The sequence below is a fragment of the Bacillus sp. SRB_331 genome (genome assembly GCF_003264175.1).
Lineage (GTDB): Bacteria > Bacillota > Bacilli > Bacillales > Bacillaceae_G > Bacillus_A > Bacillus_A mycoides.
The window spans coordinates 1-20945 of the sequence record NZ_NADV01000008.1; the positions used below are offsets into that span (position 1 = coordinate 1).

Consider the following 20945-nt stretch of genomic DNA (forward strand, 5'->3'; position numbering starts at 1 on the left):
TATTCTATAGGGTACATTTTAATTTATAGGCTATCTTTTTTATTTTATTTAATTATTAGCACCATTATATGCTACATGTCGTTTCTCAATCCGTTCTTCAATTTCTTTCATATTCTCTTTATTAGTTAGTAGGGATTGTTTATTTTCTATTAATAATTGTTTAAAGGATTTTCTCACTTTTTTTCGCATGTTTATTTTCCTCCTTGGGGGATGGTTTATATAAAAGATAACTTGAAACTTTAATCAATGAGAGGATTTACCCTCACTAATTATTAGCCTACATCAATCGGGCTTTTACAGGGAGTTACTCTTCCATCATCACTCTTTATTCAGCTATAATACTGAGATAGAAGTCCTATCTCCCGTTAATGCGGGATAAGGATTTATCTGTGTGTCCTTATAATAGTTGATTGTTGTGAATTCCATTTGAACTTCATATGAAAATTCCATTTATTTTCTGACAACTTTGTGAACAAAAAAAAGAAAGGTTAATCAAAAATATATTTGATCAACCTTTCCATACTCTTTAAAGCATATTAATTAATATTTCAGGTCTTCCCCAATTCATTTCGTTACAAACAAAGCGTAGTTTTTCTTCGTCCATTGTGTGTAACCCTTCTTCTAATAAGCATGAAATTGGAACTTCACAATGAATTTGCGCTAATTGTAAAGAGATATTTAAATTCTCTAAATCACTTTCAATTTTTGTGCGCTGCGCTTTCGTTAATAATGCTATATTTTCTAGCACTGCCGATACTGTCCCGTATTCTTGAATCAGCTTATACGCTGTTTTTTCACCAATACCTTTTACACCCGGATAATTATCACTTGTATCTCCCATGAAAGCTTTCGCGTGAACAATTTGCCAAGGTTCTACACCTTTCTCTTCCATGATTTTTTCCGGTGTGTAATACTCGTAATTTCCAATTCCTTTACGAAGAAGCATAACTGTAACATTCGTATCAACAAGTTGAAGTAAATCTGTATCACCTGTCAAAATATAAACTTCCGCTTCATTGCAATATTGTTTTGCAAGCGTACCGATACAATCATCCGCTTCATAACCTTTCATACCGATTACAGGCATAGATAATTTCGCAGTCATTTCTTGCACTAAATCAAATTGCGGAATTAATTCTTCCGGCGGTGCTGCACGATTTGCTTTATAATTCGAGAAAGATTCCGTTCTAAATGTCGTACTTCCCATATCCCAGCACGTTACAATGTGCGTTGGTTCGATTGCTTGTGTTGCTGTTAATAAATGCTTCATATAACCATGAATCCCATTCGTCGGGGTACCATCTTGTCGTTTCATAAATTGTCCATATACACTTGTTGCGTAAAAAGCACGAAATAATAGTGCCATACCATCAACTAATAATACTTTTTTCATAATTCCTCTCCTACTAACAAAAAATAATAACCTCACGTTATCACGTAAGGTTATATATAGATTACCATTCTACGTTTCTGTTCAACTTTGTCTATTATACATTGTTTTTGTATATTTAGCATCATTAACACATTAAGACATTCTACCGCAGCACGTATGAAGTATTCCTGAATACGTATTTTTACCTGTCGAAACAACTACAGCCTTTGCATTTCCGTCAACAATATACGTACCTTTGAAACATACATTTTCAAGTTCAAGTGGATTATAGTCTTTCATCCGTTTTAATGGAATAAATCGTTTACGTTCAAGATGATAGCAACTTTCAAATTTCTCAATACTAGCATCATTTCCTGTCAGCATAGATTCATTTACTAATAAATCATTTGCATAAATAATACGTACATCTGCTGGCACTGTATCGCCCTCTGAAAGAAAAATCATATCTCCAGGTACAAGCTCTTGTATTGGTAATTTCATCATTTTCAGTTCACTGTTTAGCCCTGTTACGCTACAGCCAGCTACTCTAGAAACAGTAACTGTTTCACATTGTAATTCATCACCCATATTTTGTTTTGAAAGACCTGGGATCATTCCACTTAGCTTCATCATTACTTCCGCAATACGCGCTCTTTTTGAAGTTAATTCATTTCGACCGTATACTTGAATACGCTTTTGTGCCTCTTTCATAGATAGTCCGTCTCTTGTTGTTTTAAAATACGCAAATACAGATTTTACATCTCTTGTTGCGATTTCAATTAATAAATCTTTATTTTTTTGAAGCATTGTTTGTTCTTTCATTGCTTTTTTACTTAATTTATACGAAGTGTTACCCACACTTTTATTTACATATAACATATTATCGTCTCCTCCTTTACAACATAGGAAGAAACGCTTTGTTTCTCAATTTATCCACTTTACTGTGAAAGTGTCTAGCGCTTAAATACTCGAATAAACGCTACATTATGATAAATATAGAGGGAGGAACAAGTCGTTTCCTGCCTACATCATATATTTTTGATTTGAAGTATATGGGTAACGGAACCGAGTCAGAATTTGACATGCTCCTCACCTCCTCTTTAATTTTTTAGTTATAATCTATACTATGAAATTACTCATAGCTTGCTAACAAAAAAGACCCTTACTCATAAGAGAGCAAAGGTCATTGCATACACAAATAAGCGATTCCTAATATAATACAATTAGAAATCTACGGACCTCTCCCTCGCCGAGTTTTAGCACTGTATAGCATAGGTTCATTACCAGCTACGTTAAGAAAAACCTTAATTCGATCATTCCTGTTGACCCATTGGCGTCTCTCGACATTTTTGGGCAGTAGCATTTCTCTATACAGGAGCCTCACCTAACAGAGACTTATTATAATTACATAGAAAATGTTACTCTTATTTAAAATAGATGTCAACACTTTGTATGGAAACTTTTCCTTATTACAATAACTATCTCGAGTTTAGTACACTAATACGCATCCTGCTCAGCGTTCGGCTACATAAAGTGAAACTTTAATCAGTGGGGGTTTTGTTCATCCCCCACTGATTATTAGTTGAACCAATCGGGCTTTTACGGGCAGTTAATCTCCCAACTAACTTCTTTGCTCCAACTGAATTTTGAGGTGGAAGTTTTACTGCCCGTTAATGCGGGATAAATTAATTGAACACATATTGCAAAAAATTAGCAAATGAAAAATAAAACCCTTACGTTAAAATGTAAGGGTTTTAATACGTTACACAACCAGCAATTACAATTCCGATGGAAAGTGATAAAAACATAAGGAAAAGACCAACTGCTTGATTATCTTCTTCAAGACTTTTATTAATATTAAAACGTGGTGTAAGCCATTCCGCTAAATAAAAGACAATAATTTGAGCTAAGATCCCAACAGCTCCCCATGAAACCATATCAAGAATTGAAATAGAATTAGCAGCCGTTGAATATAAAACGATAGCAAGACCAAGTAGTCTTCCTCCAAGTACATAGCTTACCGCTTTATTCCCTTGAGCCATTAACTTAAATTCCTTAACTTTCGTTGTCACTTCCATAAGAAAAAGACCGATACATAAAAGTACAAGTGATACTGCTAAATATAGTAAAAAATTAATCATTTATTTTCCTCCTTCTTAATACCTACCGGTAAATAATACGATTCATTTCCCGTAATTTTTTCTCCGGCACGTATACCGATGCTGCTCGCTTTTCCAGCAATTAAAAAAGCCCCAAACACGTACGACAGCTTCTCAATTCCTTTTTCAGTTTCCAAAAATACAACTGGAAGCTCTGTATATTTCTGAAATATAGGCAGTGACGATTTATACGTTTCATGTGCATTTCGAATCATAATATTTGTATCCTTATCACGAATCGTAATCGTGTCACCTTCCCTACCGAACGAAGGTTTTTGAACGAAAGGACTTTTCCCAAAAAATAAATCTGGCTCTAAATATGTAGGAAGCATATATTCTTTAATCCACTTTTGTTCCTCACTTGTGTAAAAAGCACCTTCTTCTGCTAATCCCCAAATAAGACATTGAATTGATTTGGGCTGAAGTAAAAAGGCCGACAAAGGATTTATAATAAAAAGCTTTCCTTCTTTTACAAGTTGCAAAAGTTCTACTCCCACCAAATCCCCCGTTTCGGGATCTTGATCTTCAATCAAGTCTTCAATTGGATATGTTTGGCGATACAAAACATCAATTGGTAAACCATCTCTATCTACTAAAGCATCATCTGTAATTCTAAGTTCTGTCATTGGCATCACTTTATTTTCAACATGACATAGCCCACTCAAATACATAGTCGTATTCCAATCTTCTATATGTTCAAGATGAGCTGTGAAAACAACATTTGGATCTTCCATTCCTTTTGTAAACTCCATTACGGCTTTTGTAATACCAGAAGAAAGTAAGCGCTCTTGATTTGCATTTGGATCATCATAGTCAAGTTCTTCACAAACTTTTCCATTCATTTGAAAGCATTCCACAATAAAAGTTGGAGTATCACTATTAAACTCAAGCATTTTAATACGATTATCCTCTGTTAAAGCAAAATCAAATCGTGAAATAACAGATTCAGGATACATCCCTTTCAGTCTAATAAAAGGCAAGCTTGCAGTTGGAAAACCGAGTTCAAGAAGCTGTTCATTAGATAAATTCCGAAGAACTCTAGCAGTCTTAAAAAATATTTTTCCCATTCGTTCAGTTGCTACTTGTAATTGTTTCATTGTTTGCTCTGTTATCGGGAAAACATGAAACAAACTATACTCACATTCATATAAATCCGACCAGAAATGAGGATAATTCGAATAAAATTCTTTTCTTTTCTTTATGTATTGCGACATATTTTAACCTCCAAATCCACCTTTTGAACCGCTTCCAATTCCACCTTTAAATTCGGCCGAAGATTGATAAGTTTTAAACTCTGATGAATTTTTGAAGGTGGATTTATTTTGATAGTATGTACCACCATAAAAGTAATGTCCACGATAACCTGAACTACTATCATCACACTGCCAAACACCAAGCTCATCATCCCAATCCCAATCAGAACAACTATTATCATTCGGTTCGGGGGGAATATCTTGCGCGCAGCCAAATAAAGTGCCCGTCATTAAAGATGTTAGGACACCACCTACTAGCCATTTCGTTTTTGTCACCTTTGCACTCCCCTTTTTAAATTATATTTCTATTATATAAGATGTCATGATAAAGTAGAAGAAAAAGGAAGAAGAGGGATAAAATGCGATTGGAATATCGGCTCAATGATGAAACAAACGGGTATCCAGCTTTATGGAACTACGCAAATATTTCTAATTCTGAAATTGTCGCGCGCATGACTTGTGAATATTTTATAAAAGATGGAAATACATATATCGTTACTGCAACTTCAGTAGATCCAGACGGGACAGCAGTGTTATATATACAAAAAGAAGTTTTTTCCAACGACCCTTCAGATCCTACATACTCGCACATAGGTTTTGAAATTAGAGAACTAAAGGAAACCTGCTCAATTATGATAGAAAGTAAAGATATTTGGAATTACGAGGATATCTTACCCTCTCTCCATTCAGATATTATATATATTCAACGGGATGGAATACATTTGGAATTCACCCTCGATTCAAGAGAAATTGATGAAGACCGCAAGTGCTATATTTATTATGGGAACTTTACAGGTAAATCTAGATAACATGAGTATATTTATTCAACAAAAAAACCTTACGTATAAAACGTAAGGTTTTTTATATAGTCCCACATATGCCGTTATCTATAGATGTCCATAAACCTGCTCTCACAGGTGGATGTTCTCACAAATGTTTGTAACTTCCTTCTTAAAAAGATGGCCTGCTATCTACATTTAAATATTGAACTTCCGCATTATACTTATTGGTTTAAGACATACACAAGCTACGTACACCGTAGGAATTTTATATACTATTAGTTGAAATAAGACCCCCGCAAGTGCCGTCTCTCGTAAATGTCCAAAAACCCGCTACTCGCAGGTGGATGCCCTCACAGTTACCGTATATCTTCCTCCACAAGGAAGGCTTGATAATGGTCACTAAATATTGAGCTTCCGTAAAACTAACATCGGTTTTAGACATAAATAAGTTACGCACACCGCAGGATGTATTATTTACTTGTCGTTATATTATCACATTGTTTCCAATGTGTAAAATATAATTTTTTGAAGCAATCTCTTGCTTGTGACCTTATTTTAATACAAATTATTTTTGCATGCAAGTGATTAATCTTCTTCTTTTGCAATTTGATTTTCTGGATAAGAAATCCAATCACTCCAGCTACCTGTATACAATTTAACATTTTGAAAACCAGCTAATTTTAATGCAACTATGTTCGGACACGCTGTAACACCAGAACCACAATATACGATTGTTTCCTTCTCTTTATCAAGATTTTGGAAACGCCCTTGCTGTTCCTCTTCGTTTTTAAAGTGTCCCGATTCTAAAATCCCATCTTTCCAAAAATAGTTTACTGCCGTCGGAATATGCCCTGCCTTCGAATCAACGAGCTCTTCCGCACCAGCATAACGTTTTGGTTCCCTAGAATCAATTAATGTCATATTTGCACCTGCACGAATATTCTCTCTCACCGTTTCCATCGTTACAAGCATATGATCTTGTACATTTACTTTGAATGTTTTTCGTATAGCAACAGGAATTTCCGTTGTTATCGGTAGTCCATTCTCTTTCCAAGCTGGAAATCCGCCATCTAATATATATACTTTCTCATGTCCTACATAGTTTAATAACCACCAGAGACGAGAAGCATTTGCACCCGCTTGACTGTCATATGCAATTACTGTCGTATGTTCACCAATACCAGCTTGTGAAAGCTTGTCTGCAAACTCCTCAATATTCGGCAATGGATGGCGACCACCATGTTCTGTTACAGGACTTGATAAATCTAAATTCAAATCAAAATATAACGCATGAAGAATATGTTCTTCCTCATACTTTTCTCTACCCCAATTAGGATTCGCTAAATCAAAACGACAATCGATTATACGGACATTCTCATCTTCTATATGCTCACGTAACCATTCGACTGTAACTATCATCTTTAACGACCTTCTTTCTCTTGCAAACGACTTACATACTCCATAACCATTTCTTCTGTAACAAATTTACGCTGCAGTGTAACACCATTTTTTGCAAGATCATTAATTTGCTTTGTTACAACATTAATGATATCAACCGAAAATTCTTTCCCCTTTGACGCAAGAGATACGGCTGCTTCAATAGCTGCTTCACGCTGCGCATCTAATTGTAAACATGCTTTTACACTTTCATTTTGTTTACGAGAATGTGCTGTAATTGCTTTATGTACTTCCATCTTCTCTTCCCCCTAAATAAGTTATACGTTCTTATTCAATTCCATTGCAAGCCGAATCATATCGCGACATACAATCCCATTTTCAATAATCTCTTCTTCATAATGCTTTGAAAAGTAATCAAAATCAATAGAAAAAATACGAAATCCACATTTTTGATATAAAGCAAGTTGTGAAACACTAGAATTGCCTGTACCAACTTCAAGTTTTGACATACCATATCCTTTAGCAGTTTCTACGGCATGACTTAATAGCTGCTTTCCAATCCCTTTTCCTTGCAAATGCTCTACAACCGCAATATTCATAATTTCCATTGTCCTTGGTCTTGTTTCCAAAAGCACATATACACCGATGATTCTTTCTTCTTGTTTAGCTATATACGTAAACCCTCTCTGTACATATGCATCAATTTGGCTTTCACTTGGATCAGCAAGAAGTAATAAAGATTTCGGTATAGCTTCTTTCGAAATACGCTCTATGACAACAGACATAAAAATTCCCCCTCCTCTATTGTTCTAAACCCCCCTTGTCTACCATAGATAATAGAAAGGAGGGATTCACCATGGACAACAATGAGAAAAAATGCAACGTCATCTCTATTGATGGAAAGAAAAAGAAGAGCGACACATATTCCTATCCAAAATTAGTAGTAGAAAACAAAACGTATGAGTTTTCTTCATTCGTCTTATGCGGTGAAACACCAGACGGCAGACGCTTAGTTCTTACCCATATGATTTCTACTGATGAGTTTGCAGGGTTTGTAAAATCTTTAGATACTGTACTACAAAAGAAAATTGAACGAATCTTTTTTTCATAACAGCTATTTAATATAAATTTCTTTTTCAATTTCTACTAACTGCTTTTGTAGCTCTTCTTTACTTTGTTCGTATAGCGATACATCAATTGTTTCAGCTAAAGCGAATAATATACTTTCATAATAATTCTCAACGTCTTGCTGCATCACTTTTTGGAATAGGTTCCATTTTGCATCCCACTCTTGCTTATAATGATGAACGAATAAATCTTCTTCATCAACTACATAGTTTGATACGAAAGGTTCTAACACTCCTTTAGCGTCTTCTTGCATAAAAGCTTTATCATTTTTTTCAAAAAAGCTTTTCTCATTTTTAAAATGTTCTAGTGCCTTTTTAAAATCTTTTATTTCTATTGAAGGAAACGGCTCTTTATGTGTAATAATTTTATATTCATAATCCACTGTTCCACCCATAGAAATCGATTCATTTTCCACTTTGCAATTCACAACAATTTCATCCTTTGCACGCTTCATCGCTTCATCTATCCATTTTTCAAGACGTAATGATGTCGCACGCATTTCTTGTAATAAATCATGTTGAATAAATGAAACTAATTCCATTACACACTGCTGCAACTGCATTTTCACATTCCCATCTGTTCGTAACGACGCCGGATTAATAAATTCAGTAAACACATCGTTATAGCGTAAAAATAGACGTTGGTGTACATAATAAAGCAATTCTTTCACTTCATTTTGCATTGCTTGCTCTTCAGCAAGTACACTATATGATGAAATAATATGAAGTAGCTGATTACGCTCTGCTTCATATTTTTTTGTTTGCTTCTCTTTCTCATCATTTCCCTGCTTTGCGCCATTTATCATATTTACAAGAAGCTGATTCGCTCCTTGCAATGCACCATATAAAGCATGCACAGATACAAGCATTAAATCCCTCATCATAAAGGACGTAAATGATTCTTCAAACTTAGTAATCCCGGAGTTTTGTAAAATACCATACTTTTCTTTATCAATACTTTTCCCTTGCTTTTCTTCAAGCGCACATAAACTTGAAATTGCAAATAAACGTGGATTTCTAATACCGTATTGCAGGAGCTGATCGGCAATATAACCTTTTACCATTTCAAGTTCTTCTTCAGATTGTGCTAAATCGGCAGCATTTATTAAGAAGAACATTTTATCAAGTGCAAATGTATCCTTTACACGACCGAGCTGAATTAAAAATTCACGATCCGCACGAGAGAAAACATGATTATAGTATGTTACGAATAAAATAGCATCTGCGTTTTTAATATACTGGAATGCAACATCCGTATGGCGCGCGTTAATAGAATCCGCCCCTGGTGTATCTACAAGAGCTACTCCTTGCCTTGTTAAAGCACAATCATAATAAAGCTCCATATACTCAACAAAGCATGATTTTTCTTCATTAGCTACATAATCAGAGAACTCCTCTAACGTAACTTGTAATTGTTCCCCTAAATGATTAGCAACTGCCTCATATCCTTTTTGTACCGCTCGCAAAAAGCTAAATGTTGTTTTTTGCTTCCCGCTTGGTGAAGGGTATTTCATAATTTGATCAATTTTCGTTAACGCTTCTTCCAATGTAGCAATTTCATAGTGAAACATTTTATAAACAGCTTTCATATCTTCTAACAGCGCTTGCTCTGACTTAAACTGGACAATTACCGTTCCATGTGGTTTATCTTCTGTAACTGGCAAAATTTGATTTATTGTTGCTGTCGTTGGGTTTGGCGATACAGGAAGTACCTTTTCACCGAGCAATGCGTTAGCAAATGATGATTTCCCAGCACTAAAAGCTCCAAATAACGCTACTGTAAATTGCTTCGTTTCTACACGCTGTCTTTTTCCAACTACTTCTTGCTGTAGATGTTTCAGTGTAGGCAATGGATCTAATATCGTTTCAGCTTTCTTCACTTTTTCTAATATACGCTGAATATTTAAAGCTTTCGTTCCTTTAATCTCTTCTTCACTAGCCGCTACGTTATCATTTACAATTTCTTGCTCTTGTAGTTTAAACTTCTCACTAACAACTTGTTTTTTACTTTGTAATATTTCGTCTATTTGCAATCCATCTGGTATAGAAATATTTTCATTCCAAATATCTCCTAAATAGCTCTCATATTCCTCATACGTCTTAATGTACTGTAATTTTGTTTCTTTTGCTGTTTGTAACATCGTGTATTTTTCAATTTCTTCTTCAATACGAGCAATCTCTATCTTCACTTTCTTCTGCAATATACCCGTACTTTTTCCAAAGATTTGCTGAGATTTCATAAAGTATCTTTTCTTTAACTCATTTGCAACGTCAGCAGTATAAAGAAGTAAGTAATCACCGGTAAATCCAGCCCCCTGTTTAATTGTTTCAGCCAACACTTCCGGTCCGAAAGCAATTTCTAACGCATATATGTCTTTCCCTATTTCCTCTGTAAATAACCCTTCTTCTTTTAAGAAGGCTACAATAAATTCTTTCACATGAAAATCAAGTTGCGTTTCAACAGTCTTTTGAAGAGCAGAATAAAAAGCATCTACACGTCTCTGTTTTTCTTGCTCCGTCTTTCCCTTCGCAAATAACAAACCAACTTTAAACTTCGTTAATTTCGTTTCTAAATATTTATTTGCCAATTCTCTCATTTCAAATGGCATTAAATACGCGTTATCTAATATGGCTTGTAAACCTTTTATAAATTCATTTCTCACATCAGATTCTTTACTAGCCACCCGATTTTTATTTTCAGTTAACTCTTCCTTTTTTTCAACTATCTCTGAAAGTGACAGTGGTGATGTTAATTCTTCTTCATATTTCATGAGATGTTTTTCATTTTCAGAAAGAATAAACGAACAATGTTCTTGCAGTAAATATTCTGTTTCTCGCTCCATTCCCTTTCTTACATACTGCTCTTTTTCTTTCATGATAGAAAAGATTAATGCTTCTAAACTTTGAATTTCATTGTATGGATGATTCATCATTCGCAATGATGTATAGAAAAGACCATCTACTTCAATATCCCAGTTAGAAAAAGACTGTTTTACACTATCTCTATACTCTTCAAACGATAACTCATTTGCTTTATGTTTATCTATTTGGTTTACAACGAGATAAACCGTTTTATTACGTTGTTTCAATTCTTTAACAAACTGTAAGTTAACCTCTGATTGGACATGGTTATAATCCATCATATAGAAAATAACATCTGCTAGATGCAGTGTTGATTCCGTCGCTAATTGGTGGGCATCATCCGTAGAATCAATTCCGGGCGTATCAACTAACATAACCCCATCAGGAATTGGCGCATCATTTCGATAAATATGAACACCAATTACTTCATCACCGTCTTTACATATTTGTTTTAATTCTTCTGCTGAATATGCGCCGTCATATTCATACTGTTCTCCAGACTTAATCGTTACAACAACACGATCAGATCCTCTTTCAATTTTAACAACGTTAGCACTCGTTGGAATCGGACTTGTCGGTAATAATTGCGCTTTATATAGGTGATTCATCATTGTCGATTTCCCCGCAGAAAAATGACCACAAAAAGCTAGCATAAGCTGCTCTTGTTTATATTTTTGAATCACTTCAAACAACTTCAAACTATTCTCTACATCGCCGTTTTTTTGCCACTCTTCATAAAAACAAACAAGTTTTCTCATACCGTTTGTCTGTACTATGTTTGTCATCCCCTTGTTCCCCTTTATCCAAGATGTATATACTTTATCCCGCTATTTGTGGGCAGTAAAAACCCGTTTCGTGCGGGCTAGTAATCAGTGAGGGATAGACCTCCCCGCTGATTAAAGTTTCACTTTATTATCATACTAAATTTTCAGCATATTCACATCAAAAATAAAAAATCCCTTTCATTCTTTTTACAAATGAAAGGGATTTTATGTAATAGTATTCATTTTGTTGTTCCTACTCCATTTAATACATACTTTGTAACACCAACATATATAGCAATCGTTCCTGCAACAAGTGCATACACCATATTAACACACCAACCTTTTTTGATAATGATTATCACTTTTGAATACATTTTATCATTAAAGAGAATCATTATCAACAAATTTCTAAAAAAAGAAAGCTCCTTCGGGAAAAGGAGCTTTACTGCCTGTTTTAAAGAAGTTTAAAACTTGCTGTGCACTCTTATTATATCTCATAATACACATCTTAGCAGTTTTAAAAATTGGAAATAACCTATATACCCTCCTCTTTACATTTTGTATAATAGAGTGAAACTGTAATTAGTGGGGATATTTTCCATCCCCACTAATTATTAGTTGAACCAATCGGGCTTTTACAAGCAGTTGATCTCCCACCTAACTTCCTCGTATTCACTGAATTTTGAAGTGGGAGTCTTACTGCTTGTTAATGCGGGATAAAAGGGAATTACTTAACAAGGAGGAAAATAATGACACAAAATATTTCACAAAGCGAGAGGATACATTCCATCGATATTATTAGAGGAATAGCTGTACTAGGTATTTTTCTTGTTAACTGGCCTGTTATCGCTGGGATCGACTCACGTGATCTTTCAGGAGTCTATGAGGGGCTAAATAGCTATATCCGTCTATTTTACGATATGTTTATTCAAACAAAGTTTTATACTATCTTTTCGTTTTTATTCGGCCTAGGCTTTTACATTTTTATGACTCGTGCTGAAGCGAAAACGGATCGCCCAAAAACTTTATTTGTTCGTCGCTTGCTCATTTTATTATTATTTGGTTTCTTGCATTACGTTCTTTTATGGGTCGGAGACATCTTACATAGTTATGCCATCGCTGGATTTTTCTTATTGTTATTTTATAAGAGAGAGCCTCGTACTATTTTAATATGGGCATTAGTTTTACTAAGTATTTTTCAATTTTTCATGCTAATCGCTAGTATAGTGGTTGCCTTAGTACCAAAGGCAGAGTTAGGGTTTTCCTTACCGATCATGCCACTTGAAGACTGGGTGTCACAAATACAAAATCGTTTCCATGCATTTTATTCTGAAGGAATTGGACTAAATGTATTCATGCTCCCAGAAACAGTTGGACTATTTTTACTTGGTTTATACGCCGGCAAAAAAGATATTTTCCGCCGCACGAAAGAGTTAGATCCAAAGCTTAAAAAATGGCAAATCATTATGTTCATTTTGACATTACCAATGTGGTTCTTCATGGTCCGTTACTTCTTATCAAAACCATCTTATGAACCATTTTATATGCAGGCCTTTACAATGTTTAGTGGAAAAACATTATTCATATTCTACATTTTCACGCTCATGCGTTTATTACAAAAAGAAAGATGGCAAACATTATTACGTCCGTTCCAATATGTCGGACGAATGGCGTTAACAAATTACATAACGCATACGATTATTACGTTACTTGTATTCGGCCTATTTTTCAAAAATTATTATCCCGCTCCATTATGGATAGGACCACTATTTTGCATCGGTTTCTACACGTTGCAAATCTTTATTAGCCGCTGGTGGCTGTCACGTTATCAATATGGGCCACTTGAGTACATTTGGCGTCTTGGTACGTACGGGAAAATGATGCCACTTAAAAAGAAAAGCAAGGTCTCATAATGAGACCTTGCTTTTTTACGCTTCTCTTACTGCACTTTGCATAGACACTGGCTCTTCTTTTACTTTACGCTGTGGCACCATATTAAATACGATATTTAATAGTACTGCTGACGCACTTCCAAGTACAATTCCGTTATCTGTTAAAATACGGATGTTTTCCGGAAGCTGTGAGAATAACGTTGGAACGACTGTAACTCCAAGTCCGATTCCGACAGAACATGCAACAATTAATAAATTTTCTTGTTTTCCAAAATCAACACTGCTTAACATTTTAATGCCATACGCCATTACCATGCCGAACATTGCTAGCATTGCACCGCCAAGTACTGATTTCGGAATAATTGTTGTAATGGCTGCGATTTTAGGAATAAACCCAAGAGCAATTAACATACCACCACAAGTATAGATAATGACGCGATTTCTTACTCCAGTTAATTGAACAAGTCCTACGTTTTGAGAATATGTTGTGTATGGAAATGCGTTAAAAATACCACCTAGAACCATTGCTAATCCTTCTGCGCGATAACCTTTTGTTAATTCTTTTTCACCGATCTTTTTATTACAAATATCAGATAATGCGAAATATACCCCTGTTGCTTCCACAATTCCTACGCAAGCAACGAGAATCATCGTAATAATTGGCGTTAATTCAAATGTCGGTGTCCCGAAGTAAAACGGCTGAATACCGTGGAACCAATCTGCCTCTCCAACCGCTTGCAAACTTACTTTCCCCATAAACGCTGCGACGATTGTACCGAACAAAAGACCAAGTAATATAGAGATTGAACGGATAAATCCATCAAAGAAACGATACATAATAATGATAAATAATAAAACACCAAATGCTAACGCTAAATTTTCTAGACTTCCGAAATCTTTACTTCCAACTCCTCCAGCCATATCATTAATAGCTGCTGGAACAAGTGTAACCCCAATAACTGTAACGACAGATCCTGTTACAACAGGAGGAAACAGTTTTACAAGCTTCCCAAATAATTTCGCGAAAATAACAACAAATAATCCCGCAGCAATAATTGCTCCATATATAGAGGACACGCCGTATTGTTTACCAATTGCAATCATCGGTCCAACCGCTGTAAATGTACAACCAAGTACAACCGGAAGCCCAATACCGAAAAAGCGATTTGATAATGCTTGTAAAATCGTTGCTACGCCGCACATTAATAAGTCAATCGATACTAAATACGTTAATTCTTGTTGATTTAAACCAAGTCCCCCGCCGACAATAAGAGGAACAATAATTGCGCCAGCGTACATGGCAAGCATGTGCTGAATACCAAGCGATGCGATTTTAAATGGGTGCTGCTTCATCGTTAGTTCACCTCCGCAGTTTCTTGCTGTACAAATGTAACTGTGCCGTTATCAAGTGATGCAATTTCTGCTAGTGATTCAACACGAACACCCTGTTCACGCAGCTTCTTTCCTCCATCTTGAAATGCTTTTTCAATAACAATGCCAATTCCCGCAATACTTGCCCCGGCTTGCTCTACTAAACTCATTAAACCTAAAGCAGCCTGACCATTTGCTAAAAAGTCATCAATAATTAATACATGATCATTTTCATCAATATGATTTCGAGATAATGAAATCTCGTTCGTTTCTTGTTTTGTAAATGAATATACGTTTGCAACATACATATTATCTTGTAACGTTAACGATTTACGCTTTCTTGCAAAAACTACTTTTACACCAAGCTCTAAAGCAGCCATAACCGCTGGTGCAATGCCTGAAGATTCAATCGTCACGATTTTTGTAATGTTCTCTTCTTTAAAACGCTTAGCGAATTCTTTTCCGATTTCTTGCATAAGTACTGGATCAATTTGATGATTTAAAAATGCATCTACCTTTAATACATCACCAGATAAAACCTTTCCTTCGTTCAAAATCTTTTCTTGTAATACTTTCATGTTAGTTCCTCCTCTTATGCAAATAAAAAACTCCAAAAGCCGCCACCACTCGTTACAAGTGAGAGACGTGCTTTTGGAGTTTCGCAAAAAAGAATGCTAAACAAGCAAATATATTCGTCCTCACTCATAGTCAAAGTATTTACGGTACTTCGGTAGAAACTTGCAGGCCATATCCCCGCGATTATATGAGTGTAGCTAACTTATTTATTTATAGAAGGATTATAACGCACTTTTTTCACTTTGAAAAGCATTTATCGAAAAAAACACGTACGAATTTTATGAAAATACCATTTTCGTTCGAGTTTTTCAAACTTTCACATTTCATATTACAACGTCGTTAATATGATAGGACCATCCTTCGTAATCGCAATTGTATGCTCATACTGTGCAGATAATTTCCCATCCATCGTCCGTGCAGTCCATCCGTTTAAATCTACTTTAGAATATCGCATACCGGCATTTACAATAGGTTCAATTGTAATTACCATTCCTTCTTGTAATTCTTGTCCTTGCCTTGGCTTACCAAAATGAAAAATTGCTGGTTCCTCATGAATTTCTTTACCAATTCCGTGTCCCGTAAAGTCTCTTGCAACAGAAAACCCTTCAGAGGCTACATAACTTTCAATTGCGTATCCAATATCTCCAACATGGTTACCACTTATTGCTTGCTCAATCCCTTTATATAAAGCACTCTCTGCTACTAACAATAACCTTTTTGCTTCATCAGAAATATCTCCAACTATATACGTCCATGCAGAATCCGAAAGCGCACCATTTAAGTTTACTACCATGTCAATTGTCACAATATCGCCTTCACTTAAAGGAACATCTGTTGGAAACCCATGACACATTTCATTGTTCACAGATGCACATATTGCGTATGGATAATCGTTATACCCTTTCTGTTCGGATCTGGCACCATGCTCTTCTAAATACGCTTCAACAAACGTATCAATTTCTTGTGTCGTTATTCCTGGTTTCATCATTTTTGCAATTTCTCTATGACAAGAAGCTAGTAACTTCCCAGATTCATGCATCAAATCTATTTCATTTTTCGTTTTAATTGTAATCATACTACCTCTCCTTACTAAACTTGCTATTTGCTACTAAACTTCAATCATACACATCCTCTTCCAAAATTTCAAAACTTCTAATTACAACAAGTACAAAAAAACATCATTTATTTCTACATCAAAATAAAAAAACAGAAGCTCTCCTCTGTTTTTTAATCATTTTTACATATATAATTCATTTTCAAAAACTCAAAACAACTACCATTTGTTTTCTGTATAAATGTTCCAACAGCTTCGAATCCTGCTCTTTTATACACTTTAATCGCTCTTTCATTAAATGCCGCTACCGATAGTGTTATATAATTGCATCCGTATTTTTCTTTACTAAAAGCTAGTCCAGCTTTTACGAACTGTAGACCAAATCCATTCCCAGTTATATCAGGTCTCATTCCAAGACCTATATCAACCGTTTGATTATTTATGTTACTAAAACTAAAGAAACCAATGAGAGTACCATTTTCCTTCACAGAAAATGTATGATTCCCTCTACTCTCATCCTCTAAAAACTCAGCTAAATCTTCTTCATCTGCCTCTATATCATAAAAGGAATACTCCCCTTCATAATGCCAGTTATATGCAATTTCTTCTGCTTCCGCTTGCGACATTACTGTAAACATATAGCCCATTTCTCTCACTCCCTCATAAAAAAAAGCTGCCATTAAGCAGCTCCTGTTTTATAACTCATAAATCTCTTTATATTTAGCTTCTAAATAATCAGCTAAGTAGTTTGCATTTAAACCTTCACCTGTCACATCTTTTAAAATTTCAAGTGGTTTTTTCGTTTTGCCATATTGGTGAATATTCTCTGTTAACCATTCACGAATTGGTGTCACGTTTCCTTCTTCTAATAATGCATCAAAGTTTGGAATATCCTTTAGCATCCTATGTTTAAATTGCGCTGCATACATATAACCAAGCGCATAAGATGGGAAGTATCCAAATGAACCACCAGCCCAGTGAACATCTTGCAATACACCTTGTGCATCGTTTTCCGGACGAATTCCTAAATATGCTTCCATCTTATCATTCCAAGCCGCTGGCAAATCCTTCACTTGTAATGTACCATCAAATAATTCTTTCTCAAGTTCATAACGAACCATGACGTGAAGCGGATATGTAAGCTCATCTGCTTCTATACGAATAAACGATGGCTTCGATTCGTTAATCGCATCATAAAACTCATCTACTGATATATCATTGAATTGACCATCACTATACTCTTTTAATAAATCATAATTTTTCTTCCAGAATGATTTATTACGACCGATAAAGTTCTCAAAGAATAATGATTGTGACTCATGAATACCCATAGAAGTTCCACTACATAGCGGTGTACCTTCAAATTCCTCTGCAATATTTTGTTCATATACAGCATGACCACATTCATGAATCGTGCCGAAAACAGCCATACGGAAGTCTTTCTCATCGTAACGAGTCGTAATACGAACATCCCCTCTATTTAATGTAATTTCAAAAGGATGTACCGTTTCATCAAGACGACCCGCTTCAAAGTTATAGTTCAATTGTTTTAATAACTCTAAAGTAAAATTCTTTTGTTTTTCTTTTGAAAAATGTTCAGCTAAAGCATTTGTTTTTAATTCTTTTTTAGACTCAGAAATTTCTTTCACAAGCGGAACGATACGTTCACGTAGTTGACCAAATACATGATCTAACACTTCTACTGTGATTCCCGGCTCATACATGTCTAATAGCGTGTTATATTTGTACGTTTCGTAACCCCAATATGTAATAAACTTCTTTTTGAATTCAACAATTTTTTCTAAATACGGACGGAACATTTCGAAGTCAGATTTTTCGCGAGCTTCTTCCCATACACTTTCCGCTTTCGCTTCTAATTTCACATACGCTTCATGTTCCACTTGTGGAATTTTCTTATTTCTATCATATTCTTTACGACACTCTTCAACCATTTTCTTTGTCGTTTCAGAAAGTTTATTTTCAACAATTAAAGATTCTAGTTCAGTTAAATAGTTCCCCATCTCATCTGAAGTCGACATCACAAACACTTCGGATGAAAGCATTCCAATTACTTCTGAACGCTGGTCTACTCCTTGCTTTGGTGCACCTGTTCTTAAATCCCAAAACATTAAGCTTAATGCCTCTCCGTAATTCTCTATCTTCTTCACATATGTTAAAAATTGTTTTTCCACTTCATATGTAGCAACTGTCATAGTATAAAAAACCTCCTTTTTCTACCTCAAACTTATTTCGACACTGAAACATAAACTCCTTTTCTAATAGAAAAAAAGCTTGGCAAATGCCAAACTTTTCCCTACAACATTTTTTCGCTTAAAGTACTTTTCCTTCTACCGGAAGTACTTTCTTCACTGCTTCTATCACTTTTTCATCTTCATTATCTGATAAGAATAATGATATAGCACCTTTATCTTCACTTGTACGAATTAAACGTCCAATTCCTTGGCGAAGACGTAAAATCATATAAGGCACATCTACATCCCAGAATGGATCATTCACATGTTTACGCTTCGCCTCAAACACAGGATCGTTTGGAGGGAATGGTAATGACCAAATAATAACATGTGATAATGATGAACCTGGAATGTCTAAACCTTCCCATAAATGAACGGCACAAAGTACAGTCTCTTCTTCATTTTGGAAACGAGAAACGAGCTGACTAATTTCTTGATCTCCTTCATATAGGAACGGAACTGACATTTGCTCTTTACTTACATATTCTTTAAACGCTGCAAGTTCTTGCGTTGTACGGAATAATACGAGTGTACGTCCATTTGTTTTTTGTATATTTTCAAGTGTATATTGACACTTTCTTTCCCATGCATTTTCTTTCGTATACGGAAGTAAGTTTACTGTCATTTGCTCTTCATAATCAAACGGCGAAGCAACTGAGAATGATAAGTAATCTTTTACCCCTAGACTATTTGCAGTAAATGCGAACGAATCATTGTCAGATAATGTCGCAGAAGAGAAAATATATGGAATCTTCTTCGAGAATACTTTTTCTTGTAACACTTCTTCAACTGCACGCGGCATAATAACTAACGTGAAAGCACCATCGCCTTCTTCACCCCACGTAATTACATTTTTCTCGTGCATGAAAAGACGAAGCGAATGCTCTAACACATCTAAATGCTCATCAACAATATTTAAATCGTATGTGTTTACTGTATGCATTTCACTTTCAAATACTAATGCATCACCGACTTCACCGATTTTCGCATAAAGTCTTTTCGCTTCTGCAGTTACCTTTTCTGTCACAGTAATTTCTAAACGATCAGAACCTTCAATTTCCTTTTTATTCTCTTGTAGTACCCCAAAGAATTGTTCAGTTTGCCAAATTGTTTCTTCTACTAAATGTGCGAACTCTTCACGAATATCATTTTGTAATAATCTCGTTAAAAGTTGCTCCATCATCGTTTGTTTTAAACGGTACGTTAAAGCTTTTTGAGCTGCATATTCTACAAGATGCCCTTCATCGAATACAACGCAGCTACTTTCTGGTAATAACGGAATTTGTCCTTCACGTTTGCGAGCTTCGTACGTCCAAATATGATCCATATAGAAATCTTGAGAACAAATGATTAAATCTGCCGCTTTACGATAATGCTCGCGCGAAAGAGTTTGACCACAACGATGACGAGAATCACAAGTGAAGCAATCTTGGAAGTAATCCCAGTTTACCTTTGACCATTCCTCGTCATTTAACAGTGGAAATTCTTTTCGATCACCATAGTGAGTAAAGTTCTGCATCGTACCATGATCGAATACGAACTGAGGTAATTCGTAATATACATCTTCAATTACTTCTGGAGCTCGTCCACTCATAACATCTTCAAGTTTACGTAAACATAAATAATTATCCATTGACTTCGCAAGTCTAACATCAACAGATAGCCCTAATGCTTCAGATAACTTAGCAATGTCTCCTTCTTCTTTCACAAGCTGCTCAATTAACGTTTCATCTGCACAAGCGATAATAGCCGGCTTCCCTGTATAACGTGCATAACAAATTGCATATAGAAGATATACAATTGTTTTCCCTGTTCCTACACCCGCTTCTGCAAACATAACTTTCTTCTCTTGGAAAGCGCGCTCTAACTGAAACGCCATAAAAATCTGTTCATCACGCTCTTCAAAGCCCTTTTCCGGAAGAATGTCGTAAAACACATCTCCAATCCACTCATTCAACTTATCATAAAAATTATCTTGTTTTCCTACTTCAAATGGTAACCTATTCTCAGTAAACATCCTTAGCCTCCAACCAAACAGTTTTTCTATAAAAAGATATAGCAACTGCTACTCACATATGCGCAG

General features: G+C 35.4%; 20 protein-coding genes, 2 other RNA genes and 2 riboswitches. Of the genes, 3 read left to right on the forward strand and 19 right to left on the reverse strand.

All coding sequences use genetic code 11. The annotated features are described in order from the left end of the window. Positions 1–48: 48 nt before the first annotated feature. The 6 genes from B5P42_RS06815 to B5P42_RS06840 form a co-directional block, all read right to left on the reverse strand. Positions 49–189: an FbpB family small basic protein gene (locus tag B5P42_RS06815; protein WP_001228050.1), complete on the reverse strand. Its 141-nt coding sequence runs from the start codon at positions 187–189 to the stop codon at positions 49–51. A gap of 337 nt (positions 190–526) precedes the next feature. Next, positions 527–1393 carry a 5'-3' exonuclease gene (locus B5P42_RS06820; protein ID WP_113733887.1) on the reverse strand — a complete coding sequence of 289 codons (867 nt, stop codon included), beginning with the start codon at positions 1391–1393 and terminating at the stop codon, positions 527–529. 132 nt (positions 1394–1525) lie between these two features. Further along, positions 1526–2251 (reverse strand): P-type ATPase actuator domain-containing protein, encoded by a 726-nt coding sequence (locus B5P42_RS06825; protein ID WP_060751457.1) that lies wholly within the window; start codon positions 2249–2251, stop codon positions 1526–1528. 354 nt (positions 2252–2605) lie between these two features. Further along, a riboswitch (M-box (ykoK) riboswitch) is annotated at positions 2606–2771 on the reverse strand. A gap of 355 nt (positions 2772–3126) precedes the next feature. Continuing rightward, positions 3127–3513, reverse strand: coding sequence for a DUF350 domain-containing protein (locus B5P42_RS06830; RefSeq protein WP_002086561.1), 387 nt, complete (start codon positions 3511–3513; stop codon positions 3127–3129). Next, positions 3510–4745, reverse strand: coding sequence for a glutathionylspermidine synthase family protein (locus B5P42_RS06835; protein ID WP_113733888.1), 1236 nt, complete (start codon positions 4743–4745; stop codon positions 3510–3512). The genes B5P42_RS06830 and B5P42_RS06835 overlap by 4 nt, the downstream gene beginning before the upstream one ends. A 3-nt stretch (positions 4746–4748) precedes the next feature. Continuing rightward, the gene (locus tag B5P42_RS06840; protein WP_002126505.1) at positions 4749–5060 is read right to left on the reverse strand and encodes a hypothetical protein; all 312 of its coding nucleotides are present in this window, start codon (positions 5058–5060) and stop codon (positions 4749–4751) included. Positions 5061–5143: 83 nt separating this feature from the next. Between B5P42_RS06840 and B5P42_RS06845 the strand changes: the two genes are divergently transcribed. Then, a complete protein-coding gene (locus B5P42_RS06845; protein WP_002030848.1) occupies positions 5144–5593 on the forward strand; it encodes a hypothetical protein in 450 nt (149 codons plus the stop codon). A 55-nt stretch (positions 5594–5648) separates the two neighbouring features. Here the strand turns inward: B5P42_RS06845 and ssrS (B5P42_RS06850) are convergent. The 5 genes from ssrS (B5P42_RS06850) to B5P42_RS06870 form a co-directional block, all read right to left on the reverse strand. Next, positions 5649–5832, reverse strand: a non-coding RNA gene (ssrS, locus tag B5P42_RS06850) — 6S RNA. 21 nt (positions 5833–5853) lie between these two features. Continuing rightward, positions 5854–6036: non-coding RNA, 6S RNA (gene ssrS, locus B5P42_RS06855), on the reverse strand. Positions 6037–6151: 115 nt separating this feature from the next. Next, positions 6152–6985, reverse strand: coding sequence for a sulfurtransferase (locus B5P42_RS06860; RefSeq protein ID WP_113733889.1), 834 nt, complete (start codon positions 6983–6985; stop codon positions 6152–6154). A gap of 2 nt (positions 6986–6987) precedes the next feature. Further along, the gene (locus B5P42_RS06865; RefSeq protein WP_000451806.1) at positions 6988–7260 is read right to left on the reverse strand and encodes a YpbS family protein; all 273 of its coding nucleotides are present in this window, start codon (positions 7258–7260) and stop codon (positions 6988–6990) included. Positions 7261–7281: 21 nt separating this feature from the next. Continuing rightward, complete coding sequence (locus B5P42_RS06870) at positions 7282–7749, reverse strand: GNAT family N-acetyltransferase (protein WP_002086567.1); 468 nt, start codon at positions 7747–7749, stop codon at positions 7282–7284. A gap of 71 nt (positions 7750–7820) precedes the next feature. Between B5P42_RS06870 and B5P42_RS06875 the strand changes: the two genes are divergently transcribed. Beyond that, entirely contained in the window at positions 7821–8075 is a 255-nt protein-coding gene (locus tag B5P42_RS06875; protein WP_000369740.1) for a DUF3931 domain-containing protein, read from the forward strand. Between the two features lie 3 nt (positions 8076–8078). Here B5P42_RS06875 and B5P42_RS06880 read toward each other — a convergent pair whose 3' ends face one another. Continuing rightward, positions 8079–11738: a dynamin family protein gene (locus B5P42_RS06880; RefSeq protein WP_113733890.1), complete on the reverse strand. Its 3660-nt coding sequence runs from the start codon at positions 11736–11738 to the stop codon at positions 8079–8081. Between the two features lie 218 nt (positions 11739–11956). Next, positions 11957–12112, reverse strand: a complete 156-nt coding sequence (locus B5P42_RS31925) for a hypothetical protein (RefSeq protein WP_002011935.1) — start codon at positions 12110–12112, stop codon at positions 11957–11959. A 354-nt stretch (positions 12113–12466) separates the two neighbouring features. Here B5P42_RS31925 and B5P42_RS06885 point away from each other — a divergent pair, with 354 nt between their 5' ends. Beyond that, positions 12467–13630: a DUF418 domain-containing protein gene (locus B5P42_RS06885; RefSeq protein WP_113733891.1), complete on the forward strand. Its 1164-nt coding sequence runs from the start codon at positions 12467–12469 to the stop codon at positions 13628–13630. 15 nt (positions 13631–13645) lie between these two features. On the opposite strand, the gene pbuX is transcribed toward B5P42_RS06885, so the two are convergent. The 6 genes from pbuX to B5P42_RS06915 form a co-directional block, all read right to left on the reverse strand. Then, the gene (pbuX, locus tag B5P42_RS06890; protein WP_002168774.1) at positions 13646–14962 is read right to left on the reverse strand and encodes a xanthine permease PbuX; all 1317 of its coding nucleotides are present in this window, start codon (positions 14960–14962) and stop codon (positions 13646–13648) included. A gap of 2 nt (positions 14963–14964) precedes the next feature. Further along, entirely contained in the window at positions 14965–15558 is a 594-nt protein-coding gene (locus B5P42_RS06895) for a xanthine phosphoribosyltransferase (RefSeq protein ID WP_002086571.1), read from the reverse strand. Positions 15559–15665: 107 nt separating this feature from the next. Beyond that, positions 15666–15767: riboswitch (purine riboswitch) on the reverse strand. 117 nt (positions 15768–15884) lie between these two features. Further along, the gene (locus B5P42_RS06900; protein ID WP_002168775.1) at positions 15885–16631 is read right to left on the reverse strand and encodes a type I methionyl aminopeptidase; all 747 of its coding nucleotides are present in this window, start codon (positions 16629–16631) and stop codon (positions 15885–15887) included. 152 nt (positions 16632–16783) lie between these two features. Then, positions 16784–17257, reverse strand: coding sequence for a GNAT family N-acetyltransferase (locus B5P42_RS06905; RefSeq protein WP_113733928.1), 474 nt, complete (start codon positions 17255–17257; stop codon positions 16784–16786). 48 nt (positions 17258–17305) lie between these two features. Then, positions 17306–18823: a carboxypeptidase gene (ypwA, locus tag B5P42_RS06910; RefSeq protein WP_113733892.1), complete on the reverse strand. Its 1518-nt coding sequence runs from the start codon at positions 18821–18823 to the stop codon at positions 17306–17308. 118 nt (positions 18824–18941) lie between these two features. After that, complete coding sequence (locus tag B5P42_RS06915) at positions 18942–20879, reverse strand: ATP-dependent DNA helicase (RefSeq protein WP_113733893.1); 1938 nt, start codon at positions 20877–20879, stop codon at positions 18942–18944. Between the last annotated feature and the right edge of the window lie 66 nt (positions 20880–20945).

Excerpts from the sequence above, each read along its gene's own strand:
- B5P42_RS06880 (WP_113733890.1), bottom strand. The coding sequence starts at position 11,738 with ATGACAAACATAGTACAGACAAACGGTATGAGAAAACTTGTTTGTTTT.
- B5P42_RS06845 (WP_002030848.1), top strand. The coding sequence starts at position 5,144 with ATGCGATTGGAATATCGGCTCAATGATGAAACAAACGGGTATCCAGCT.
- B5P42_RS06815 (WP_001228050.1), bottom strand. The coding sequence starts at position 189 with ATGCGAAAAAAAGTGAGAAAATCCTTTAAACAATTATTAATAGAAAAT.
- B5P42_RS06820 (WP_113733887.1), bottom strand. The coding sequence starts at position 1,393 with ATGAAAAAAGTATTATTAGTTGATGGTATGGCACTATTATTTCGTGCT.
- B5P42_RS06895 (WP_002086571.1), bottom strand. The coding sequence starts at position 15,558 with ATGAAAGTATTACAAGAAAAGATTTTGAACGAAGGAAAGGTTTTATCT.
- B5P42_RS06915 (WP_113733893.1), bottom strand. The coding sequence starts at position 20,879 with ATGTTTACTGAGAATAGGTTACCATTTGAAGTAGGAAAACAAGATAAT.
- B5P42_RS06875 (WP_000369740.1), top strand. The coding sequence starts at position 7,821 with ATGGACAACAATGAGAAAAAATGCAACGTCATCTCTATTGATGGAAAG.
- pbuX (WP_002168774.1), bottom strand. The coding sequence starts at position 14,962 with ATGAAGCAGCACCCATTTAAAATCGCATCGCTTGGTATTCAGCACATG.
- B5P42_RS06825 (WP_060751457.1), bottom strand. The coding sequence starts at position 2,251 with ATGTTATATGTAAATAAAAGTGTGGGTAACACTTCGTATAAATTAAGT.
- B5P42_RS06835 (WP_113733888.1), bottom strand. The coding sequence starts at position 4,745 with ATGTCGCAATACATAAAGAAAAGAAAAGAATTTTATTCGAATTATCCT.
- B5P42_RS06865 (WP_000451806.1), bottom strand. The coding sequence starts at position 7,260 with ATGGAAGTACATAAAGCAATTACAGCACATTCTCGTAAACAAAATGAA.
- B5P42_RS06900 (WP_002168775.1), bottom strand. The coding sequence starts at position 16,631 with ATGATTACAATTAAAACGAAAAATGAAATAGATTTGATGCATGAATCT.
- B5P42_RS06860 (WP_113733889.1), bottom strand. The coding sequence starts at position 6,985 with ATGATAGTTACAGTCGAATGGTTACGTGAGCATATAGAAGATGAGAAT.
- B5P42_RS31925 (WP_002011935.1), bottom strand. The coding sequence starts at position 12,112 with ATGATTCTCTTTAATGATAAAATGTATTCAAAAGTGATAATCATTATC.
- B5P42_RS06870 (WP_002086567.1), bottom strand. The coding sequence starts at position 7,749 with ATGTCTGTTGTCATAGAGCGTATTTCGAAAGAAGCTATACCGAAATCT.
- B5P42_RS06885 (WP_113733891.1), top strand. The coding sequence starts at position 12,467 with ATGACACAAAATATTTCACAAAGCGAGAGGATACATTCCATCGATATT.
- B5P42_RS06830 (WP_002086561.1), bottom strand. The coding sequence starts at position 3,513 with ATGATTAATTTTTTACTATATTTAGCAGTATCACTTGTACTTTTATGT.
- ypwA (WP_113733892.1), bottom strand. The coding sequence starts at position 18,823 with ATGACAGTTGCTACATATGAAGTGGAAAAACAATTTTTAACATATGTG.
- B5P42_RS06905 (WP_113733928.1), bottom strand. The coding sequence starts at position 17,257 with ATGGGCTATATGTTTACAGTAATGTCGCAAGCGGAAGCAGAAGAAATT.